Raw genomic sequence first — 23092 nt, forward strand, 5'->3', positions numbered from 1 at the left:
AGGAATCTCTGCTTTTTTGTGCTCGTTCTATGTTGTTAGCTCCGCATCATCCACACATAAGACCTTTGTCCTACATCCGATTAATTACTTCTTCTACATTTTTGATCGTTACGGAAATCGTTCCGTCTGGATTATTGATAAATTCGATCAAATTTGGATCTCGGTAAACATCCAAAGGAACGATCAATTCGATCCCGTTAGATAATTTTAGTTTTTGTTTCCCGAATTTTTTCTCTGAGATCTCACGGACATCCCGCATCATTGGTGCCTGATTGACAAATCCTTTTTCAGCCACTTCTTCTTGAAAAGAAAGCTGAGCGGTAATATTGTCTTTAAAGACTTTTTGCGCCACTTCACTGACATCAATGTGTCCTGACTCTTCGATCGTGTCGTAAACCGCTTCTTTTAAATCGGCAACAACGTTATAGGTAGGTGTTTCAAATTTCTGACCAATTTTTTCCGCTACTTTTTTGATGACTTTGACGTTTTCTTCTAACGAGGGAATCGGTTCGGCATCAATGACTTTCGTTGAAAAGTAGGCATATTTTTCACCTGAAAAGCTATATTTCTTTTCAATCAGTTCAAAGTCTAAGCTCTCCACATCAATTGTGATCCCTTCATCGGCCTTTTGAGTTTTACCTGCTAGTAAGGCACGATGCAAAATCAAATTGTTTTCGATTCCAGCTTCCCCATTATCAATAAAGTGCGTATAGCCGTCTTGATAGTTGACCTTCAAAAATGCCAACTGCATTCTTGTATCAAATTCATACAAGACCACAAAGGCATCCGCACTTGGTGCATCTTCACTTTCCTTGTACGCTTCATACCATCGTTGCACGATCGCTTCACTGGCTGCGACAAAGTCTTCGGGTGCTTGTTTGACCAGTTGAGCGATCATTGATGTTTCGAGTAAACGCCCTGTTTTGGTTTGCGGTGTTGCAAGTTTCTGTATTTTTTTCGTCAAATAATCGCGGATGTATTCCGTGGTCAAATCGAGTTCAACTTGAGAAAAAACCGGATCACCAGTTTGACGGTCAATAATGTGTAATATCGCATGTTTCAAATAAATATCCATTAGTTACGCTCCTTATCCATTTGTCTAGTGTACAAAAAAAATAGGCGAACTGACAAGAGCCAAACGTCATTTTTCTTATTGGCCACTTCCTTTTTGAAAGATGCATTCATTGGAAAATCCGTCCTCGTCTGCTAAACTAAAGGTATCACAGAAAACGGAGGAATGAACATGAACAGCTATACGTTATCAAACAATGTAACCATCCCTGAGTTAGGTTTTGGCACATGGCAAACACCAGACGGCGACGTTGCCGTAGCATCAGTCAAAAAAGCACTGGAAGTAGGTTACCGCCATATTGATACAGCCCAAGGCTATAAAAATGAAGCCAGTGTTGGTCAAGCGATCAAAGAAAGCGGCATTCCCCGCGAAGAACTCTTTTTGACTACAAAATTGTGGAATGCGAACCATTCCTATGATCTTGTGATGTCTTCTTTTGAAGAGTCCTTAGAGAAACTACAAACAGACTATATCGATCTTTTCTTAATCCATTGGCCAAACCCAGTAGCCTTTCGTGACAACTGGCAAACAGCGAATGCAGAAACATGGCGCGCTATTGAAGAATTGTATCAAGCAGGCAAAATCAAAGCGATCGGGGTCAGCAACTTCTTGCCTCATCATTTTGAAGAATTGAAAAAAACAGCGACCATCTTCCCAATGGTCAATCAGATTTTCCTTGCACCTGGCGAGTTACAAGAAGAAGTGGTGACTTATTGCCATGAACACGATGTATTGCTTGAAGCATACAGCCCATTAGGTACCGGGAAGATATTTGATGTACCAGAAATGAAAGCATTAGCTGAAAAGCATCAAAAATCAATCGCTCAAGTTGCATTACGCTGGTCTTTACAACATGGTTTCTTGCCATTACCAAAATCAGTCACACCAAGTCGGATCGAAGAAAACATCCATGTCTTTGATTTTGAGCTATCTGAAGAAGACATGAATACGATCGATCAATTAGATGGCGTCGTTGGGAAAGCGACCAATCCAGATACGACAGGGTTTTAATTTTACTCTCTATAAGGAGAAGCCTATGAAGACAACTGATTTGATTCACCTCTCCCCTGCTGTTCAAAAAGCCTTACATGCTGATTTTGTTTTTCTTGTATGGCCAGACAAAGTCCAACATTTCCCGGCGCGTCAATGGTCGTCTAGCGACTATCAGCAGATGCTGGCTGAGAAACTCACTGGGGAAGTACGCTTTTTTCTTTGGGAAAACTACTTAGTCGCCACTGGAGACAAGGAGCTTTTGATCCTAATGCCTAAGTACCATCAAATCAATGATCTAGTAGAAACGCCAACGCCGCTTCTTTAGCAGCGCTGGCGTTTTTTCAGGAAATATATAATTTTTTTTGTATTTTTTCATGAGAATGACTGTTCTTTTCTGCAAATTTTCCTTATAATCGATAGTGATCGAGAGGAGAAGATTATGAAAAAGAAACAATTAGCAAAATTGAAACAACAATTCCGCCCGTCTTATGAAACAGCTCGACAACAGTTGTTTACAGCGATCGAGCGCAAAACAGCAGATAAGTTCGACCTTCCGACAACTGTTTATATCAATCCTAAAAATCAAGAGGAATTATTGATTGAATTGTTGAAGGAAACACCCAAAGAACAAAAAATCGCTGTTCCTTTAGATGAGAACTTCAAAATCGTCGTGAAACGAATTCAACGCTTAGAAGCTGGCTTACTTGATCGTTTCAGCGATAACTTAGTCGATGAGATCGCTGCTTACTGGTTACCGACCAATCCGCAAGAAAGTGCGGCACCTACCTCCGCTCCTGCGAAAGAACCAGCAGAAGTGAAGGAAGAAACGGCACCAACTATACCTGCATCAACTAAAACTAAAGAAGTGGAAAAATCAACGGCTGATGATTCTGACGAATCCATGACTTTTTCAGCATTTGCCGAAAAAATCGCAGCATTCCCTAAATTTTCTGCAAAACAATCTTCAGGAGAAACGACCGTGATCGAAGCTTCCCCGAAAGAAGATCGTGTTTTAGCAACAATTTCTGAAACAGAAAGTGATACTTTTACCATCGAAACCGCTCTAGAACGCAAATACAAAGTAAAACTAGAAGTCATTCCATTGATCGAGGCGTATGCCCACACGGCGATTTCTAAACGATAAAAAAACTGGGAGAATGAACCATTCTCCCAGTTTTTTATAACCCGACGATAGTGAATAAAAATACAGCTGACTAATTTTACTCTTTGCTAAAAGTCAGTAAGAATTACCACGCTTGTTAGCTTTCTTTTCAGAAATTTATAAAATCAATCCTTCTCCATAAACAAAATTAAAGGGATACTTTAGTATTCTTTTGCTTCCTTTGCGTCAATCCCTCTTCCTTAAACACTAGCTTCTCTTCCTTTTTCAATAAACGGAAGTACTCTGCCAAAATTTGCGGTGACTCTGAAAATAAAAGCGAGAAGCGGCTATTTTTGTTTTTATAAAAGGTTACAAAAGTTTGATTATTTACTGTTTGTTCAATCTCTATTGCCGTATATTGATCATATTCACCTTTTAAAACACCCAGTTTGATCAGCTGATCTGCTCCTAAGCCTTCTTTTGAAAAACCAACTAAACAGACTAAGCCGATTAGTGCAAACAATTTCAATTGGTCACTCAACTGATCTGGCCAAAAAATGACGAAAAGAAGCGCAGACAGAATTAAAGCAGTTGCCTTTTTTATAGAGTTCGCTTTTGCCTGCAAAAGAATTTTGCGCTGCTCTTTGAGTTGCATCACTAACAGAACGAGTAAAAATAAGTTGATCATAATTGCTTCCGCCATGAGTAACTTCCTTTCATACTACCATTCTGCAATAGTGCCATCATAGTTCTTCCATTTAGGGTTGGTCCAAATCAACCCTTCTTGCGAAATATCTCTAACTCTATCCTCATCCATCTCCAACCCTAAACCAGGCTTACTTGGTAATTCTACATAGCCATCCCTATACTGAAATACTTCTTTGTTTTTCACAAAATCTAACAGATCAAAGCCTTTATTGTAATGGATTCCTAAACTTTGCTCTTGAATAAAAACATTTGGGGTACAAGAATCAACTTGCAGTGTTGCTGCCAAAGCAACGGGACCATATGGTGCGTGTGGGGCAACAGCCACGTCATAAGCTTCAGCCATGGCAGCTATTTTTCGCATTTCCATGATCCCTCCACATAATGCCACATCAGGCTGGATCACATCTATTGCTCCTTGCTGAAAAAGTGTTTTAAACTGCCAGCGAGTATACAGTCTCTCCCCAGTGGCTAAAGGCGTTGCCACAAGCTGAGCAACTTCTTTAAAATGTTCCTCATTTTCAGGAAGAACAACTTCTTCTAAAAACATTGGATGATAAGGTTCTAATGCCTTCGCTAAAACCTTTGCCATCGGCTTGTGGACTCTCCCATGAAAATCAATTCCAATATCCAATTTACTACCAAAGCGTTCCCTAATCGAGGCGACACGTTTCACCACTTCCTCTATCTTTACATAGGAGTCAATATAGTGCAGTTCCTCTGTTGCGTTCATTTTAACTGCAGTAAACCCGCGGTCAACACGATCTTGTGCTTGCTCTGCGACATCATCCGGACGATCACCACCGATCCAAGAATATACTTTGATTCTGTCACGAGCAGCGCCGCCTAATAGTTCGTAGATAGGAACACTCAATGCTTTTCCTTTAATATCCCACAAAGCCATCTCTAGACCAGACACTATTGTTCCATGTATGGGACCGCCACGAAAGAAAGAGCGGTGCATTTCTTGGAACAAGCGCTCAATCTCAAACGGGTTCTGTCCTAACAAAAATCTTTCCCCTACCTCATAAGCTCCTGCAACAACTGTTTCGGTTTTTGTTCCAGAAATCATCTCTCCCCAGCCATCGATTCCTTCATCTGTTGATAATTTTACAAAAATCCAGCGGGGCTTTACTTTATACACTGTAATTTTAGAAATTTTCAAAACAATCTACTCCTCTTTTTCGACAATATTTTATTCAATTGCTGCTTCACGATTAATTTTTTTGATTCCTTCAAAGAAATACCATACACCGCCAAATCCTAGAAGAAGAACTGGAATACCAATCATCGGTTCATAGGTGAATGCAATGAAAACCAGGTAACTTTGAATCATTGAAGTTGCTGCAAAAGATGAAATAAGCATGGAACTTGATCCAAGATCAATCCCTACCTGTTTGGCTATTTCGGTTAGAATAGGTGAAGTAACTGTTCCACACCAAAGTAAAGAGGCGGTCACAACTAAACCGATAATAATGTTTTTCAGCAAGTTTCCTCTAGTCAATGCAACAACCATCGCTACTCGAAATGGAACTACAGCTAGATCGGCAAATGGCAACACACGATTTCCTGGTAAAACCAAAGCCATAGCAATTGTTAAAGGAATAATAATCAGTGCAGTTGTTATAACATCTGGATTGCCCACAACAACCGCTGCATCTAGTCCAATAAATAAACGGCGACCTTTAAATTTCTTCTGAGACCATTTTTGCGCTGCGTCTGAAATAGGCATTAATCCTTCCATAAAAAGAGAGGTCATTTTTGGTATCAGAACAAGGACAGCAGACATACTAACCCCTAATTGAAGAATCTGAGTGATATCATAGCCAGCTAAAAAGCCGATTGCGATACCTATGACACCGCCCATAATCATAGAGTCCCCAAAGAAGCCCAAATATTTTTGTGCATCCTTAATGGTAAACTTGGAATTTCGAAAAAGAGGAATGCGGTCTAAAAGCCAGTTTAACGGCCATGCAATTACTAAAGAAGATAAGGCTGAAACCGTGGGTAATGAAACCCCTGGAATTCCAAAAAAATCTTCAACCAAAGGCTGTGACCAATCAGACATTTTAAATGTGACAATTGCCATTACAACTGATGCGCCCACACCTAACGCTACGTTCTTAGTCACAAAATAAACCATTACACCAACAATAGCCATATGATGATAATTCCAAATATCAACATCCAACGTTTGAGTTCTTTTGAGAACCAACAAGATGATATTAACGATCAATATAGCAAATATAAGCAGTGCAATAATTGGAGATGCCCAAGTAACCGCCGCGATTGAGCCCCATCCTACGTCCAAGGCATCCAGCTGTACGCCGGTCCGCTCTACCATAGCACGGGCTGCTGGTCCGACATTGGTTGTCATAAAATCCAGAATCAGACGAATCCCTGCAAATCCGATTCCTAGTGTTAGCCCAGACTTAAATGCTCTTGAGATTTTCAAACCGAAAATCATGCCGATAATTGTAATAATGACAGGAAGCATCACTGTAGGACCAGCGTCAATAAAGAAATTGAATACATTCATTACATAATTCATTCTTTTTTCTCCTTAAATTTTTTATTTTAAATAATTCAAAATTTCTTCCATAGTTTGTTCAGAACCAATTCCCGTTAAAATAGGCATTCCCTTTACCACAGGAACTTCACCAGTCTGACCTTCAAATTGACCAGTTGTCACTAACAAGTCATAGTCTTGAACTTTACTAGGTACTTCCATCAGTTTGGTTTGGGTTGTGGAAGCCTCAACTCCATGTTCATTCAGATAATCCTTCACTTTTGATGCTACTACGGTTGAAGTCGCAATCCCATTCCCACAAGCAATTAAAATTCTTTTCATTTTCATTTCCTCCTATTTTTTAGGCTATCGCCTTTTTTAATAATGTTAGCAATTTTAGATCCGAATTCGCCGCCGTCATTTGTTCACGAAGTGGCTCATCTTGAATAATACTGACAATCTTTTGTAACATCTCCACTTGGCCGTGCGGTTCACCGATGGCCATCATGATAACGATTTTAGTAGGTAAAATGACTTGATTATCTTCCATATTGCGAAACCCTACAGCTGTTTCTAAGGTTGCAATCGCCAAAGTTGTTTGATTGACCAAATCAAAATTTGCATGAGGAATTGCTACGCCGGGCTGTGTCGAAGGTAAACCGGTTGGATATTCGGACTCGCGTAACTGTATTGCTTCGATATAATCTTCTTTGACATAGCCTCGTTGGTATAGTTCATTCGCTAAAAAAGCAAGGACTTCTTTATCACTGCCTGCTTTTATATTTCGAAATACTAGTTCTTCGTTCAGTTGCAATTCCATTTGTTTTCCTCCTTAAATCTCTGTTGCTAATTTCTGTAGTGATAGCGCTAGTTTTGCTGGGTCAGCAGCTTGCAAGTCTTGCGATTGAAAAAGATTGGAACCTAAACCAAGATAACTCGCTCCATGGTCAAAATATTCCTTGGCGTTAGAAATCGAAATTCCACCAACACCCATCAAAGGTAGCTTGCCCAATGGAGCTTGCACATCTGTGAAAAAGCGTGGTGTCACAACTGCAGCGGGGAAAACTTTAACGATATCCGCTCCATCTGTAAACATCTCATTGATCTCAGAAGGGCTCATTGCCGCTGGTACTGAGAGCACTTGCTCTTTCCTTGCAAAATCCATTATTTGCTTCGTAAAACGATGGGGACCTAATAAAAAACGAGCCCCAGCTGCGACGGCTTTTTGGGCGTCAGGTAACGTTCTTACTGTTCCTGCCCCAATGAGAATAGTTTCACCAAATAATTTGCTTAACTTGTTGATATGTTCTAGAGCCCCTAAAGTATTTAATGTGATTTCAACTGCAAACTCTTTCTCAAGCCCACTCATTGCCGTTAAAACTGAATAAGCTTGTTCATATGTGTAACCCCTCATAATAATTGTAAAGCGTGGGTAATCTTCTACTTTCATCGTATTCCTCCTAAGTCACTTGTCTAATTAGCTGATAAGCTGTTTTCGTATCTGAGCTTTCCTTCAAACGATTTAAAAACGTAGAATCATTACTAATATCTGCTAACTGATTCACAGCTTTCAAATGTTTCGTCAAATCATAAAACGATAATGGATAAATAAAATGGATTTTTTTACCGTTTGGAAAAGCGATTGGCTCAGCAGCAATCAATAGACTTATCCCGTCTTTTAATACGCCATTTTGTGGTGCTGTATGCGGGATACACGTTTGACTCCCTAAATACCCAGCGTATCCTTGTTCTTCGATTTGATCCAAACAATCTTGAATAAACAGCTCTGTAATCATCTGATCTTCTAACAAAGGATGGCAAGCAAATTTCACTGCTTGTTGCCAAGTTAGCTTCTCTGACGTTCTTCTTATAAAATCGGGTTTCAAATAATCAGTCAATGATGGTAACGCTTTAAAATTTTCTAAAGGTGAATCTTGCTTTTGCTTCAATAAAAAGTACTCTAACTCTTCCCTTAGTTGCTTCGTATCATTTACTTGAGCATATGTGCGAATCACCGAAAACAACTCATCAACTGAGCGGTCTACTTCATTTAATCCTAACTCTTTTAATACACGATATCGCAGACTTATCTGTTGCTTATAAGTCATGATAGGATCAATAATAAATTGCGGTAATTCACTGTTTAATGCAGTAGTTGTAAAAACCAAGTCATAATCCGTTCCAAATTTATAAAAATCTCTTACTGAAAATGAAGCTAAAAAATGCAACTCGGGAAATAGTTTTTTTAAATTTTCTCGCATCAGTTTTGAAACCATAACCCCATTGGCACAGACAACTACTGCCCTTGGTAATTGCGCTGCTATTTGACGAGGACTCATTAATTGAAAACCAAAGTAATAAGATAGAAGTGCCAACTCATCATTTGGAAACGCTCGGCCTAACCAGTTTTCTGTGGGAACAATCAGCTCCTTCATAAGATCCTTCAAAATTGCATGGTTGCTATCTTGAACTAAGCTATCAAGGGAGTACATGCCCAAGCTCAAATTGTATTTTATACGAAAACACGCTGGACGCAGATGGCCCAAAATCCGACGTTCAAATGCCTCTCTATCTTCAATCATAATTAGTGTTTGGTTTTGAAAACTTGTAACCATTTCACTGATCAAACATCTTAATTCACTATCTGAATCAAATACTTGAGTCGTCTTACGTTCAAAAATATTAGATGTTAAAAATAGCAGAGCTAGCCAAGAAAGATAGTTAGGAGACATGCTGGACCAAGGTGTATCTTGAAGCAAAATAGTCAGAACTTTATATTCTGGAGTTTTTCGAATCTCTATTTGTACCATTTCATCTTTTGAAGCAATCGGTGAAGTTGCACGTTGCAAGGTCATTCTTACAGCTGATTGCAGATAATCAATAGATTCATCTGAGTACCTTAAATGAAGCAATTGCTCCATGTTGTGTATCAAATGAACAACCTCTTCTTCAGGAATAGTCGGTGCCAATTTTCCTTTAATATCATCAAGACGAAATAATGAATGCTGCTTAATTAAATCAGAGAGCAGTTGTAAGATTCTCCTTTCCAATCCTTGCAGTTGATAACCGCTTTGACGATCATAGTGAATGGACAGGGCGTATTTGCTAACAAACTGCTTCGCTTTCTTTAAATCTTCTTGAATCGTATTGCGACTTACCGATAAGAGCTGTGTAAAATGATCCATACCAATGTAATCGGTATTAGTACATAAATAACTTAACATGATGGCAATCCGCTCATATTCAGAGAAAATTGTAACCATGGCAGAAGAATCTTCTTTATTTTGTTCAAGAGAAATCATTCGTAACACTTCTAAAGGAATAATAAAATCTCCCATATGGTTACGCCTGATTTGAGGCAAACCGTTTTCAAGTAACTCCTCATTAAATTGCTTAATGGAATAGTTAATCTGTCTTCTTGTTAAAGAAAGTGATGTGGTTAACTCTGCCATCTTTATCTCGGGTTTTTTTACCAATCGTGTGAGAATTCTTCGGATCCGTTCATTCATTTGATTCCCTCCTGATGAAATCATTATAGCTTTGATTCTTCGTAAAAAGATGTATAATTGAATGCGTTTTTTGTCATAGTTGTTTTTTCTTTTTGTCCTAGTAAAACTAGTTTTGATAAATCGCTGCTTGGAACCGACAAATAAAAAAAGTCCTCTATCAGCAAAAGTACAGCGAGATTTTTTATCTATTGCATTATTATCTCCAAAACAAAAAAAGGACGAACTCCCTTTAGTAAGGGGATTCGTCCTTTCCATTTATTGTTTAGGATAAAAAGTTTTAAAAACTAGAGAACCTTTTTTAATTACGTATTTCGGTTAAAAATTTACGGGCTTGCTCTTGGTTCATTTGAGTCGCAGCTCGCAGCTTAGCTGTCAGCTGTTCAATCTCGGTTCCTTTTGCTCCAACTGAAATAGCTAATGAACGGGCTTGCATGCTCATATGGCCTTGCTGGATACCTTCTGAAACCAATGCTCGCAACGCGGCCAGATTCTGAACCAACCCGACACTTGCCGCCAGCGAAGCTAACTCACTCGCCGTTTCAACACCAGTCAATGCCAACGCAGCTTGGGCTTTTGGCAATATTTTTGTGGCACCCCCGACTGTGGCGATCGCCAACGGCAGTGTGATACTACCAATCAAACGGTCTTCTATGATGGTCCAGGAAGTCAGCCCTTGCATGCGACCATTACGGGCAGCATAGCCATGACAAGCTGCCGAAACGGCGCGAGTGTCATTTCCGGTAGCCAAAATCAGCGCTTCAACGCCATTCATGATCCCTTTGTTATGGGTGGCGGCACGATATGGATCAATCTTGGCAAAATCAGCTGCATGAACGATTTTTTCGGCAACTTGTCTACCCTTTCCGATCTTGCTCAGTTTGTCAAAAGGCACGGAGCAAGTGGCTGTTACTAACGATTCCGTGGCAAGATTACTTAAAATACTAAAGAGAATTTCTTCTTCTGGGAACCACTTCCGAAAGAGGTCGGCCACTCCTTCTAAAATCGAATTGATGATGTTGGCGCCCATGGCATCTTTGACATCAACCAACAAATCGATTGAGACATAGGCTGTTGCTAATTCAGATTCTGTTGGCGAGAAGTTCCGACTAATCACTCGTCGTAAGCCCCCGCCGCGTTTTACGATAGAAGGATACGTCTCATTCGCCACTTCAAAGATCGCCGCTTGCTCTGTGTTGACTTTTGCCAAAATGGCATCCGGGTCCTGAACAGTCATAAAGACGATCTGGCCTCGAAGCAAACGTTCTTGACTGGTCGTTGTAATGGGCCCAGCCATTTTTGCTCCATTGCTCATCGCTGCAATCACAGAAGGTTCTTCTGTGGCTAACGGGACATTGTATCTCTTGCCATTCACTTGCAGATTCAACCCCACACCTAAGGGAATCTCCACTTCACTGATCTGGTTTTCGATCAAGTGATTGGCGGTTTCCTTGTCTAATGCCATTTCTTGAAAAACCAAGGATTCGGCTGCTGTGATCGCCCCTTGTGCTTCAAGAAAGGCTAGTCGTTCGTTAGGCGTAAGGGCGTAAAACTTTTTTTTTTCTGTTTTTTCTGATGCCGACTCTTCATGAAAATCGGCTTGGCTTGCTGCCGCCGAAGGGTTTTCTAACAGCATCGCTAGCCCTAACCCGCCACCGACACATAAAGAGGCGATCCCATAACGTTCTTGTGTGTCTTTTAGCTGATAAGCGACGGTCGTTGCGATCCGAGCACCGGTTGCTCCAATCGCATGGCCAAGGGAAATGCCTCCACCGTAACGGTTGACTTTCTTGGGATCCAAACCAAGTTCACGTTCTACTACGATCGAGGAAGCTGCAAAGGCTTCATTGATTTCAAAAATACCGATATCTTCAATCGACAGTGCTTGCTTTTTCAGCAAAGTATCGATTGCTTTGATTGGTGAGATTCCCATGATCTCTGGGGCAAAGCCAACTTCAACGATCTCTTTGATCACTGCCAGATAAGGAATCTGATGCTCCTCACAATAGCTTTTTGAGGCGATCAAGACCATGGCCGCCCCATCATTGATGGTTGAGGCATTCCCAGCAGTCACCGTACCGTCCTTTTTGAAAACCGTTTTTAGTTCAGCTAATTTTTCGACTGTCGTAGCGGCGCGAATGCCTTCATCCTGGGAAACGGTAGCAGACTTTTCGGTCACGGGTACGATCTCTTGCTCAAATTTCTTTTCCGCTTGTGCTTTGGCAGCCTTCATTTGGGAGTGGTAGGCAAATTCATCTTGTTCTTGTCGAGTGATGCCATATCTTTCTGCAACAGTTTCAGCCGTTAAGCCCATCGGTTTGCTGCTAAAAGCGTCTGTTAAGCCATCATGCATCATTGTCGATACTGGATTTGAATACTGATCATCCGCCTTGTTATAATAACTGAATAGCGGCGCATTCGTCATACTTTCGATCCCACCTGTCAAGACGACTGATGCCTTGTTTAACTGAATTTGCTCCATGCCCATTAGAATCGCTTTCATTCCCGAACCGCAAACTTCGTTGATCGTTGAGGCTGGAATATCTGAAGAAAGCCCACTTTGCAGGGAAACTTGGCGACTTGGATTTTGCCCACTGCCTGCTTGCAGGACATTTCCGATAATCACTTGTGCGATATGTTCTTTTGCTTGTTGGTTTCTTGCCAACAAGGCTTTCGCAGCAATTGTTCCTAATTCTACTGCTGAATATTCTTTTAATGACCCATGGTATTTGCCAATTGGCGTTCTTAGTGCGTCGATAATGACAACTTCTTCCACGTACGTCACCTCCTCTTGAAATATATCATTAAATCCTCCAAAAAAGAATACCCCACATCAGCTTGCTGTGCCCTTTTCTACTTTCTTTAATAAAGTTTAAATTCTAATCAATTCTTTTTCATTTTTTTCAAAAAATATGATACCTTAGAACGTGTAGCCTACTAAGTACGTAGAACATAAAGGAGCGACGGAATGAACGTTGGTATTGATAAAATAAATTTTTATGTCCCCCCCTATTTTATAGATATGGTTGATCTAGCTCACGCCCGAGAGGTCGACCCAAATAAATTTACGATCGGGATCGGTCAAGATCAAATGGCGGTCAATGAAAAAACGCAAGATATCGTCACCTTTGCCATGCATGCGGCAAAAGATATCCTCACAAAAGAAGATTTACAAGCAATTGATATGGTGATCGTCGGCACAGAATCCGGCATCGATGAATCAAAGGCTTCGGCAGTGGTTTTGCATCGCCTATTGGGTATTCAACCATTTGCCCGCTCCTTTGAAATCAAAGAAGCGTGTTATGGCGCAACAGCAGGCTTACAGTTTGCTAAAGCCCACGTACAAGCCAATCCAAAAAGCAAAGTTTTGGTGGTGGCTTCAGACATCGCCCGGTATGGCTTAGCTTCCGGTGGAGAGCCCACTCAAGGCGTAGGTGCAGTTGCTATGCTGATCTCTGCAGATCCAGCGATTTTGCAGTTGGATAACGATAATTTGATGTTGACGCAAGACATTTATGATTTTTGGCGTCCCGTTGGTCATCAATATCCAATGGTAGATGGCCACTTGTCAAATGCCGTCTATATCGATTCCTTTAAACAAGTTTGGCAAGCCCATTGCGAAAAAACGCAACGCACAGCAAAAGATTACGCTGCATTGAGTTTCCATATTCCTTATACAAAAATGGGAAAAAAAGCCTTATTGGCTGTTTTTGCCGAAGAAGAAGAAACGCAACAAGAACGCCTGATGGCTCGCTATGAAGAATCGATCGTTTACAGTCGTCGTACCGGCAACTTGTATACGGGTTCATTGTACCTAGGCTTGATCTCTTTATTGGAAAATTCCTCCAGCTTACAAGCCAATGATCGGATAGGACTGTTTAGTTACGGCTCAGGAGCGGTTGCTGAATTTTTCAGCGGCGTATTGGTACCCGGTTATGAAAAACAGTTAGCACAAGCTGCTCACCAAACGTTACTTGATGCCCGTCAAAAACTAACGATCGCTGAATACGAAGCAATGTTCAATGAGACCATCGATATTGATCAAGATCAATCCTTTGAGGATGATCTGCTTTACAGTATTCGTGAAATCAAAAATACCATTCGTTATTATAAAGAAGAAAACGAGTGATGTTAAGAAAAACTTTGTTTATTTTCAAGCAAGAAAGCTTGATGAAACAAAGTTTTTTTCTTTCTTTTTAATTTGTTGAAACAAAGCATCTTTTTCAGACTTTTTCTGATTGTTATTCAAAAATTTTCAGATAATTCAGGAAAAACATTTGACAGTCCGCTTTTTTTTGTCTATACTAAAAACAATTCAAGTATGGAGGAACTTTTTTATGTTAAAAACGACCGTGTCCCCACAACTGAATATCTTTTACTTTAGCTACTTTAGATAGTTTGTATTCATAACACATTATGGATGCAAACCGCAAAACGAGTTTTGTTTGTATCTATGATGGCTAAAGCATTTTAACTTGAACTTGCAGCCATGTAGAAAATCTTCTAAATGGTTGCCAATATACGTTTACGCTTGGTATAGGATCGAATCCATTTAGACGATTGTCTGAATGGATTTTTTTGTTCAGGTAAACCCCAATTAAAAAAGAAACGTTTATAGGAGGAGTTACAATGAAAATGAAAAAATGGATCACAACTGGATTATTAACGGCTTCACTACTGGCACTGGCAGCTTGTGGGGAATCAAACAATGCTTCTGAGGGAAACGACGGATCAAAAACAGTCGGTGTCTTGCAACTCGTGGAACATGGCTCCTTGAATGCCGCCTACGAAGGATTTAAAGAAGGCTTAGCAGAAGCGGGCTACACAGAAGGTGAAAACCTGACGATCGAATACCAAAATGCGCAAAACAGTCAAGACAACTTAAAAAGTATGAGCGAACGCCTAGTGAATGCCAACCCTGATCTTTTATTGGGCATCGCTACCCCTGCTGCTGTTTCGTTAGCAAATGAAACCACTGATACCCCAATCGTGGTTACCGCAGTTACTGACTTAGTTGGGGCAAAATTAGCCGACTCAAATGAAGAACCCGGTCGCAACATCACCGGTACGTCAGACATGGTACCCATTGAGCAGCAGATCAATTTGCTGTTAAGCATCGTCCCTGACGCCAAGACGATCGGCATTATGTATAATGCAGGTGAAGCTAACTCGAAAATTCAAGCAGACTTGGCAGAAGAAGCCTTAAAAGCTGCTGGAGTCGACGTTAAAGTATTGACCGCCAATACCACCAATGATGTGCAGCAAGTGACCACTAGCCTGGCAAAAGATGTCGATGGCATTTATATTCCAACAGATAATACCTTTGCCTCTGCTGCTGCAATCGTCGGTGAAGTGGCGAAAGAAACCAAAACACCGATCGTCGCAGGTTCCGTGGAACAAGTCGATGATGGAGCTCTAGCAACTTATGGTATTGACTATAAATCACTAGGCATTCAAACAGGAAAACTAGCAGCAAAAATTTTAGATGGCGATGCAGAACCAGCTACCACACCCGTTGAAACAGCGGAGAATTTAGAGTTAGTCGTCAATGAAGAAATGGCTGCAGCTTTAGGGATTGATCCTGCCAGCATCACTGCCCCAGAATAACCATACTATTTTAGATTTGAGGAAATCATATGAATTTAGTCGACACGTTCTTACTATTACTACAATCTGCCACCTCTCAAGGGATCCTTTGGGCATTGCTGGCAATCGGAGTATTTTTGACCTTCCGTATTCTGGATATCGCTGATTTAACTGCAGAAGGAAGTTTTCCATTAGGTGCAGGGATCGCTGCAATCAGTATTACGAATGGCGTCTCCCCCATACTAGCCAGTTTGATGGGCTTTGGCGGTGGCATGTTAGCCGGCTTGGTATCCGGACTACTGCATACAAAACTAAAGATCCCAGCCTTGTTGGCCGGGATCATCACGATGACTGGGCTTTATTCCATCACAAATCGTGTGATGGGTGCTCCCAACATTGCCTTGTTAGGACAAGACACGGTCTTCACCCAATTTCAAGCAATGGGTCTGACCAAAAACAATGCCGTGATTCTTGCGGGCTTTCTCTTCGCAGCTATCGTCATTTTGTGCTTGTTCCTCTTTTTCCGTACAGAGATCGGCTTAGCATTGCGCGCAACAGGCGATAATTTAGCTATGAGTGAAGCCAACGGCATCAACACCGATAATATGAAGATCATCGGTTACATGATCTCTAATGGCTGTATCGCCCTTTCAGGTGCTCTTTTAGCCCAAAACAACGGTTTTGCTGACCTAAACTCCGGAATCGGTACGATCGTGATTGGCTTAGCATCGATCATTATTGCAGAAGTTTTATTTGCCAATAAATCTTTGCTTTTGCGGTTGATCACCATCGTGATGGGAGCGATCGTTTATCGCTTTATCCTGGCCGTCGTTTTCGAGTTCAATGTCGAAGCCAATGATATCAAACTGGCATCCGCAATCGTCTTAGTCATCTGCCTCTCGTTACCGCAGCTTCGTTCAAAACTAGGACTTAAAAAGATGCTGCCAAAAACCAAAGGAGGCCAATCCTAATGACTTCAGTCTTAACAATCGAAAATCTACACCAAACCTTTGAAAAAGGGACGATCAATGAGAACCATGTCTTGCGAGGCATTGACCTGACGATGAATGCCGGAGATTTTATCACGATCATCGGTGGCAATGGTGCCGGAAAATCGACCCTTTTAAACAGTATTGCAGGAACGATCCCAACAGAACAAGGAAAAATCACCTTAGATGGGAAAGACATCACCCGTTTATCCGTTACGAAACGCTCAAAGGATATTAGCCGAGTCTTTCAAGATCCACGTATGGGGACAGCGGTTCGTTTGACTGTTGAAGAAAACTTAGCACTTGCTTACAAACGGGGCCAAGTCCGAGGGTTTGCGACAGGCGTCAAAGCAAAAAATCGCGCGTTTTTCCAAGAAAAATTAGCCAGTCTAAACTTAGGCTTAGAAAATCGTCTTTCTGCCGAGATCGGTTTGTTATCAGGCGGACAGCGTCAAGCGATTACCCTCTTGATGGCAACATTGCAACAACCTAAATTGATTTTATTAGATGAACATACCGCTGCCCTAGATCCAAAAACCTCGTTGACTGTCATGGCATTGACCGATCAATTGATTCGTTCACAGCAGTTGACGGCCTTCATGGTTACTCATGATATGGAAGATGCCATTCGCTATGGCAATCGCCTGATCATGCTTCATCAAGGCAAGATCGTCGTGGATATTGCCGGTGAGCAAAAGCAACATTTAACAGTCCCTGAATTGATGGAAATGTTCCATCAAAATAGTGGTGCTGAATTAAAAGATGACCAACTGCTCTTACGCTCTTAACAAGCAAAAAGACACGTAGAAAGGAACCCCCTTCTACGTGCCTTTTTTGATTCTTCCAAATGATTGGCAAAATCCTTACTTTGCTTCATTTTCCGCAATGATATCTGTGACCTTCATCAAGCGGGTCAATGTTGCTCGTTCGTCTTCTGCCAGATTGCTTTCGATGTATTGAATGGTTTCCGTCAGCTTGGGAATCGTCATATACTCTAACGCATTGACTCTTCGCCTCGTCCGCTCGATCTCATTGGCCATCAGTTGACAGGTTTTCTCGATTTCGGCCAACTGAAGCATCACTGGCAGCATCTGATCAAGATGAGACAACGAGAGATCCAGCTCACTGGTGGTACTTACAAAACCGTAGGAAAAGTCATCATCGGAGCTCTCTTCTTCGTAAACAGGATTTAACACTGGCACATCCATATTCATGATGGTCCGACTTTGTACATCTAGGGTCACTTTATTTAAAGGGATCATAAATGCTTCTTGCAAAACGACATCGGGAATACTACTAGAAGCCAGCACATACTCTTCCATCCCTGCTTGCAGCGCAGTTTCCATTTTTTTACGAAGCTCCTGGTTTTTCTTTACTAGCTGAATGAATTGGCGCACCAGCTCATCTTGCTTGTCTTTCAATAATTTGTGACCACGGGTTGCCGTCGTCAGCCGTTTTTTCAAACGACTTAGTTCCATCCGAGTTGGATTGACATTTAAGATCGCCATTAAGAACTCACATCCTCGTCCGTTGGGTAATAGGCGTCGATAAATTCTTCTTTGATACGGCTCAACTCTTGTTTTGGCAAGGTAGCTAATAGCTTCCAGCCTAAATCTAACGTTTCTTCAATCGTCCGGTTGGTTTCAAATCCCTGGTTGACATACTCTTTTTCGAAAAGATCTGCAAAACGCGCGTACTTTTTATCAAGATCAGACAAGGCAGACTCTCCTAAAACGATCGATAACTCTTTGGCAGCTTTCCCATCGGAATAGGCGGCATAAATTTGATTCATCGTTGCCGCATGATCTGCACGGGTCTTACCTTCTCCCGTTCCTTTGTCCTTCAACCGAGAAAGACTTGGCAAAATATCCACTGGCGGATTGATATTGCGTTTGTAAAGGTCCCGCGACAAAATGATTTGTCCTTCTGTGATATAGCCAGTCAAATCAGGAATCGGGTGGGTTTTATCGCCATCTGGCATCGTTAAGATCGGAATCTGTGTGACCGATCCTTCTTTGCCCATCAAACGTCCTGCCCGTTCATACAGTGTAGCTAAGTTGGTGTATAGATACCCTGGGTAGCCGCGACGTCCCGGAACTTCTCGGCGGGCAGCGGAGATTTCTCGCAATGCTTCGCAGTAGTTCGTCATATCGGTCATGATCACTAAGACGTGCATGCCTTTTTCAAAAGCCAAATACTCTGCTGCAGTCAATGCCATCTTAGGAGTAGCGATCCGTTCGATTGCTGGATCGTTGGCAAGGTTCATAAACAAAACAGATCGATCTAATGCACCGGTTTTGCGGAATTCATCCACGAAAAATTCAGCTTCTTCAAACGGAATCCCAATTGCTGCGAAGACGATCGCAAAATTGCCTTCTTGGCTGGGTACTGTTGCTTGTCGTGCGATTTGAGCAGCGATCTCTTTATGAGGCAAACCAGAAGCAGAAAAGATTGGTAATTTTTGTCCACGAACTAATGTATTTAAATGATCGATCGTTGAGATCCCAGTTTGGATAAATTCATCCGGGAAGTCCCGTGCCATCGGATTGATGGCTTCACCGTTTACATCGATGCGTTTTTCGGGCAAGATTCTCGGGCCATTATCTTTTGGTTTTCCTAAACCGTCAAAAACCCGACCCATCATATCTAGAGAAACCCCTAAAGTTAAACCAGTTCCTAGAAACCTTGCTTTGCTTTCTTCAGCACTCAAATTACTGGTACCTTCAAATACTTGGACAACAGCATTGTCATCACTGACTTCCAGTACTTGACCTTGACGGATCTCGCCTGTGTCCATGCGGACCTCAACGAGTTCGTCGAATTTAACGCCTCGAACATTTTCGACCACCATTAAAGGGCCGGCAATTTCGGAAACTGTACGATATTCTTTTAACATCAATGAACACCTCCAGTTTCAATGATTCGTTGTAACTTTTCTTTGATGTCATGCTTGATCGTATCCAAGCGGGTCAATTCTTCTTCAGGAATGTATTTGCTGCGGGCGATGCGCTCACGCAGATCAACCGTTCCTTTTGTGATCTCATCTAAGTAAGCACCTAGCTGCAGTGCACGTTGGGCTTGTTCATTAAAGTAAAGAATATTCTCCAACATTTTGAACTGCTTATTGCGAGATGTATACGTGTCAACGTCATCAAAGGCGTTTTGCTGCAAGTAATCTTGTCTCAAAGAACGGGCTGTCATCATTGTCAAACGGTCTCTTTGAGAAAGAGAATCCATCCCTACCAATTGAACGATTTCTTCTAAACGGCTTTCTTCTTGGAGAATCGCCATTGATTCATTGACTAGCTCCGACCAGCGATCGCCTAATAATTGATCTAAATAAGAATTGATTTGATCTTCGTAAAGGGAATAGGAATTCATCCAGTTGATGGAAGGAAAATGCCGTTTTTGCGCCAGCATACTATCCAATGCCCAGAAGACTTTCACGATTCGTAAGGTATTTTGGGTGACCGGTTCTGAGATGTCTCCACCAGCAGGTGAAACCGCACCAATTGCGGTAATGCTTCCTTCCCGAGGCTGTGTGCCTAATGAATGGAAACGCCCTGCTCGCTCATAGTATTCCGCAATTCGACTTCCAAGGTACGCCGGATAGCCTTCATCTCCTGGGATCTCTTGCAATCGTCCACTCATTTCCCGCAGCGCTTCTGCCCAACGTGATGTTGAGTCTGCCATGATAGCAACACTATAGCCCATGTCACGGTAATATTCTGCAATCGTGATTCCTGTATAGATTGAGGCTTCCCGAGCAGCAACTGGCATATTCGACGTATTGGCGATCAAGACCGTTCGTTCCATGATGGACTTGCCGGTATTTGGGTCGATCAGTTCAGGAAATTCATTCATAACATCCCGCATTTCATTGCCTCGCTCGCCACAGCCGACATAGACCACGATATCCACATCCGACCATTTAGCAATTTGGTGCTGAACAACCGTTTTTCCGGCACCAAATGGTCCGGGAACGGCAGCTGAGCCGCCTTTTGCCACTGGAAAATAGGTGTCGATGACGCGCTGACCAGTGACCAGCGGTTCGCCTGGATTTAATTTAGCAGTAACGGGACGTGGTTGACGAACCGGCCATTTCTGAACCATCGTCAAGTTTTTTTCACCCTCAATGGTTTCTAAGACACAGATCACTTCAGTAATAGCAAAATTCCCTACCATGATTTCTTTGACGGTTCCTTCATAGTTTGGTGGCACCATGATCTTATGCTCGATCACCGATGTTTCTTGTACTGAACCTAAAATGTCGCCACCTTGTACGGTATCACCGACTTGTACTTGAGGGACAAAGGTCCATTTCTTTTGGCGATTCAGTGGATCGATGGTAACCCCTCGTTCCAAAAAATCACTTTCTGTTTGCGACATAAACGTATCTAATGGTCGTTGGATCCCATCAAACATCTGAGTCAACAAACCTGGTGCTAGTTCGACAGACAATGGTGCGCCTGTCGTTTCCACGGGCTCGCCTGGTCCGATTCCCGCTGTTTCTTCGTATACTTGGATCGAAACCAGCCCTTTTTTGATCTCAATGATCTCACCGATAAGGCCCTTGTCACTGACTTTGCAGATTTCGTGGATTTTTGCGCCACTTAATCCTGAGGCGGTGACCAGTGGTCCCGATACTTTTTCAATTGTGCCAAATGCCACATTTATTCCTCCTAGCTGGCTGACTTGTCTGTTATGAATCTAATATATTCATTCCTACCGCTTTTTCCACATTTTGCTGAATTCGTGCCATGCCGATCCCTAAACTACCCGTACTACTTGGAATCGGAATGATCGCTGGTGTCGGTGCTTCTTCATAGCGGCGAACGATCGGTTCTAATTGTTCGATCAGTCGCTCAGTCAAAAAGATTACCCCATAGGCTTCAGCCATTTCTTCTAGTTGTTGGGCGGCTTCATCCAAATCGCTGACTGGAAAGATGTCGATCCCTAGCCCTTTGAAAGGCAAGATCGAGTTCTTACCACCCATCATTGCTATTTTTTTATGCATAACTATCACGCACCCGACTTCTTAAAATCTCTTCCGGCACCTTATTGATTTTCCCAATCAGGAGAATACGCAAGTTCTTGCTTTCAATTTCCTTGGCGTACAAGTACCCTGCCAATGCTGAAGGGCCAAAAGGAACAATTTTATGTTCTTTGAGCTTCGCCATTAGAAAATTGTCTTTGCGTATATCAAAGGTATTCAAGGTCTTCTTCTCTACCAACTCTTCATAGCTGTGATTGATCAGTTCTTTATAAGGAGTCCCTTGCAAATATGCCACAAATGCCTCAAGGGAAGTCGTGATCTCAGCTAACAATTCTTTTGCAGGTAGGTTTCCATGATCGGCTAAAACTGCGCTGATAAAGCCGCGCTTGCGTTTCATCGCGTAACTGCGCAACGTTGTTGAAATGTTGAAAATATCGATTTGTCGACGAATCAAGCTTTGCAGCAGATCGTCGTCGTATTCTTTGCCAATCGTCCACAATTGTTCCCAATAGTGGTTATCAAAGATGATGTCGATCGATTGGACCTCATGGTAGTTCTCAATATAAGAGAAGACTTCTTCCACACAATCAACCATCTCTTTGGCAACAAGATTGCTTTTTCTGGTCTTGACCAGATCCTTAAGGACGGAAAGCGGCTGGGTACCAATTGGGACAAGATATTTAGAAAAATCTTCTTGCATGTACGCCGCTTTTACCAAGACTTTCAGATTTTGATAGTCATATTTCAAAGCAAAGAAATCAACGATCGCTTTTTCCGGTGTCAGCTGATACATCGTGTCGTATACCCGTTTCAACTCCGCCATCAACACATGTTCAAAGTCGTGTACACGATCATCCTCGTTGATGAAGTCACCATAAACCGTTTCTTGCAACATACCGTAGATTTCTTCTGCGCTAGCAGCCGAGAGCATCCGCTCATAGCGGCTGCGATCGAATAATTGCGATTCATACGTCCGAATTCTCGTATTTAAGGTATTGTATTTGATGTCATTCATCTGTTTGCACCTGCTTACTGTTCAAAAATCAATTGCAGTAACGTATTGCTTAACTCTTCTTTGTTGGCTTCTAGTAGCGCATCAAAAGTAAAATTCAACTCGATCGCTTCTTGTCGCAACAAAAAGCCACCCTTACGAGGGATCGTTTTATTTACCAGTTTCAGCTGAACATCTGGGGCAGATGCCTGCAATTTAGCGAGGAGCTCCTCATCCACTAAATGGCGGGTCTTCTCACCTAAAAGCAACTCAGCCTCACCAGTTAACCTTGCATTCGCCAAGCCATTAGCGATAAACGCATAAAATGCTGCTTGATCCATCGTATTTAAACGGGTCAAAGCCTCAGTAAACAGCTCATCTAAAACCGACTGCTTTGCTGCCAAGACCTTGTTTCTTGATTGAATATGCACATCTGAGATTTCCAAATACATCGCCGCACGTTTTTCTTTTTCATAAAAAGCTAACCGCTCACTAAGCTCTTTTTCTAATTGCGTTCGCTTCAAGTTTTCTTGATTTTCACTTTCTTTTTTCGCTTCTTTGATTTGCAGCTGGTATTTCTTTTCCGCATCAGCGGTTATTTTGTCAGTTAAACGTGTAATATCAGACATTCACTTTTCCCTCC

Annotated in this window: 22 protein-coding genes; 7 read left to right on the forward strand and 15 right to left on the reverse strand. The window is 41.9% G+C overall.

Features of this window, described 5'->3' with window-relative positions; translation table 11 throughout:
* Nucleotides 1–70: 70 nt before the first annotated feature.
* On the reverse strand, nt 71–1075 hold the full coding sequence (locus IGI89_RS00120; protein WP_005237126.1) for a nucleoid-associated protein: 1005 nt from the start codon (nt 1073–1075) through the stop codon (nt 71–73).
* 162 nt (nt 1076–1237) lie between these two features.
* On the opposite strand from IGI89_RS00120, the gene IGI89_RS00125 reads away from it, so the two are divergent.
* The 3 genes from IGI89_RS00125 to IGI89_RS00135 all read left to right on the forward strand — a co-directional run bounded on the left by IGI89_RS00125 (nt 1238) and on the right by IGI89_RS00135 (nt 3209).
* Nucleotides 1238–2083, forward strand: a complete 846-nt coding sequence (locus IGI89_RS00125) for an aldo/keto reductase (RefSeq protein WP_400451355.1) — start codon at nt 1238–1240, stop codon at nt 2081–2083.
* A 25-nt stretch (nt 2084–2108) separates the two neighbouring features.
* Complete coding sequence (locus IGI89_RS00130) at nt 2109–2390, forward strand: hypothetical protein (RefSeq protein ID WP_016613070.1); 282 nt, start codon at nt 2109–2111, stop codon at nt 2388–2390.
* Between the two features lie 114 nt (nt 2391–2504).
* A complete protein-coding gene (locus IGI89_RS00135) occupies nt 2505–3209 on the forward strand; it encodes a hypothetical protein (protein ID WP_005237132.1) in 705 nt (234 codons plus the stop codon).
* 166 nt (nt 3210–3375) lie between these two features.
* Here the strand turns inward: IGI89_RS00135 and IGI89_RS00140 are convergent, their stop codons facing one another.
* From IGI89_RS00140 to IGI89_RS00175, 8 genes are all read right to left on the reverse strand, one after another.
* Nucleotides 3376–3870 carry a hypothetical protein gene (locus IGI89_RS00140; RefSeq protein WP_086299637.1) on the reverse strand — a complete coding sequence of 165 codons (495 nt, stop codon included), beginning with the start codon at nt 3868–3870 and terminating at the stop codon, nt 3376–3378.
* Nucleotides 3871–3888: 18 nt separating this feature from the next.
* Nucleotides 3889–5037: a galactonate dehydratase gene (gene dgoD, locus IGI89_RS00145; protein WP_086299638.1), complete on the reverse strand. Its 1149-nt coding sequence runs from the start codon at nt 5035–5037 to the stop codon at nt 3889–3891.
* A 30-nt stretch (nt 5038–5067) separates the two neighbouring features.
* Entirely contained in the window at nt 5068–6423 is a 1356-nt protein-coding gene (locus tag IGI89_RS00150; protein ID WP_400451356.1) for a PTS galactitol transporter subunit IIC, read from the reverse strand.
* A gap of 21 nt (nt 6424–6444) precedes the next feature.
* A complete protein-coding gene (locus IGI89_RS00155; protein ID WP_005229267.1) occupies nt 6445–6723 on the reverse strand; it encodes a PTS sugar transporter subunit IIB in 279 nt (92 codons plus the stop codon).
* 19 nt (nt 6724–6742) lie between these two features.
* The gene (locus IGI89_RS00160) at nt 6743–7201 is read right to left on the reverse strand and encodes a PTS sugar transporter subunit IIA (protein WP_005229265.1); all 459 of its coding nucleotides are present in this window, start codon (nt 7199–7201) and stop codon (nt 6743–6745) included.
* A 12-nt stretch (nt 7202–7213) separates the two neighbouring features.
* Nucleotides 7214–7831 carry a bifunctional 4-hydroxy-2-oxoglutarate aldolase/2-dehydro-3-deoxy-phosphogluconate aldolase gene (locus IGI89_RS00165; protein WP_086299640.1) on the reverse strand — a complete coding sequence of 206 codons (618 nt, stop codon included), beginning with the start codon at nt 7829–7831 and terminating at the stop codon, nt 7214–7216.
* A 10-nt stretch (nt 7832–7841) separates the two neighbouring features.
* Nucleotides 7842–9890, reverse strand: a complete 2049-nt coding sequence (locus tag IGI89_RS00170; protein ID WP_400451357.1) for a BglG family transcription antiterminator — start codon at nt 9888–9890, stop codon at nt 7842–7844.
* Between the two features lie 298 nt (nt 9891–10188).
* Nucleotides 10189–12663, reverse strand: coding sequence for a hydroxymethylglutaryl-CoA reductase, degradative (locus IGI89_RS00175; RefSeq protein ID WP_438735077.1), 2475 nt, complete (start codon nt 12661–12663; stop codon nt 10189–10191).
* A 192-nt stretch (nt 12664–12855) separates the two neighbouring features.
* On the opposite strand from IGI89_RS00175, the gene IGI89_RS00180 reads away from it, so the two are divergent.
* The 4 genes from IGI89_RS00180 (at nt 12856) to IGI89_RS00195 (ending at nt 17250) form a co-directional block, all read left to right on the forward strand.
* A complete protein-coding gene (locus IGI89_RS00180) occupies nt 12856–14016 on the forward strand; it encodes a hydroxymethylglutaryl-CoA synthase (protein WP_438735079.1) in 1161 nt (386 codons plus the stop codon).
* Between the two features lie 500 nt (nt 14017–14516).
* A complete protein-coding gene (locus tag IGI89_RS00185) occupies nt 14517–15494 on the forward strand; it encodes an ABC transporter substrate-binding protein (RefSeq protein ID WP_005237146.1) in 978 nt (325 codons plus the stop codon).
* Between the two features lie 29 nt (nt 15495–15523).
* Nucleotides 15524–16444 (forward strand): ABC transporter permease, encoded by a 921-nt coding sequence (locus IGI89_RS00190; RefSeq protein WP_438735081.1) that lies wholly within the window; start codon nt 15524–15526, stop codon nt 16442–16444.
* On the forward strand, nt 16444–17250 hold the full coding sequence (locus tag IGI89_RS00195) for an ABC transporter ATP-binding protein (protein WP_005237149.1): 807 nt from the start codon (nt 16444–16446) through the stop codon (nt 17248–17250). Before IGI89_RS00190 ends, IGI89_RS00195 begins: the two co-directional genes overlap by 1 nt.
* A gap of 75 nt (nt 17251–17325) precedes the next feature.
* Here IGI89_RS00195 and IGI89_RS00200 read toward each other — a convergent pair whose 3' ends face one another.
* From IGI89_RS00200 to IGI89_RS00225, 6 genes are read right to left on the reverse strand one after another with little or no spacing between them, the layout of a single operon-like run.
* Nucleotides 17326–17970 (reverse strand): V-type ATP synthase subunit D, encoded by a 645-nt coding sequence (locus IGI89_RS00200; protein ID WP_005229243.1) that lies wholly within the window; start codon nt 17968–17970, stop codon nt 17326–17328.
* Complete coding sequence (locus tag IGI89_RS00205) at nt 17970–19358, reverse strand: V-type ATP synthase subunit B (protein ID WP_005237151.1); 1389 nt, start codon at nt 19356–19358, stop codon at nt 17970–17972. The genes IGI89_RS00200 and IGI89_RS00205 overlap by 1 nt, the downstream gene beginning before the upstream one ends.
* Nucleotides 19358–21133, reverse strand: a complete 1776-nt coding sequence (locus IGI89_RS00210; protein WP_008380990.1) for a V-type ATP synthase subunit A — start codon at nt 21131–21133, stop codon at nt 19358–19360. The genes IGI89_RS00205 and IGI89_RS00210 overlap by 1 nt, the downstream gene beginning before the upstream one ends.
* A 31-nt stretch (nt 21134–21164) precedes the next feature.
* The gene (locus IGI89_RS00215) at nt 21165–21479 is read right to left on the reverse strand and encodes a V-type ATP synthase subunit F (protein ID WP_005237155.1); all 315 of its coding nucleotides are present in this window, start codon (nt 21477–21479) and stop codon (nt 21165–21167) included.
* Nucleotides 21472–22473 carry a V-type ATP synthase subunit C gene (locus IGI89_RS00220; RefSeq protein ID WP_438735084.1) on the reverse strand — a complete coding sequence of 334 codons (1002 nt, stop codon included), beginning with the start codon at nt 22471–22473 and terminating at the stop codon, nt 21472–21474. The genes IGI89_RS00215 and IGI89_RS00220 overlap by 8 nt, the downstream gene beginning before the upstream one ends.
* A gap of 14 nt (nt 22474–22487) precedes the next feature.
* Nucleotides 22488–23078 (reverse strand): V-type ATP synthase subunit E, encoded by a 591-nt coding sequence (locus IGI89_RS00225; protein ID WP_008380984.1) that lies wholly within the window; start codon nt 23076–23078, stop codon nt 22488–22490.
* Nucleotides 23079–23092 lie beyond the last annotated feature (14 nt).

This window comes from Enterococcus sp. AZ141 (assembly GCF_051714385.1).
Classification (GTDB): Bacteria; Bacillota; Bacilli; order Lactobacillales; family Enterococcaceae; genus Enterococcus_D; species Enterococcus_D entomosocium.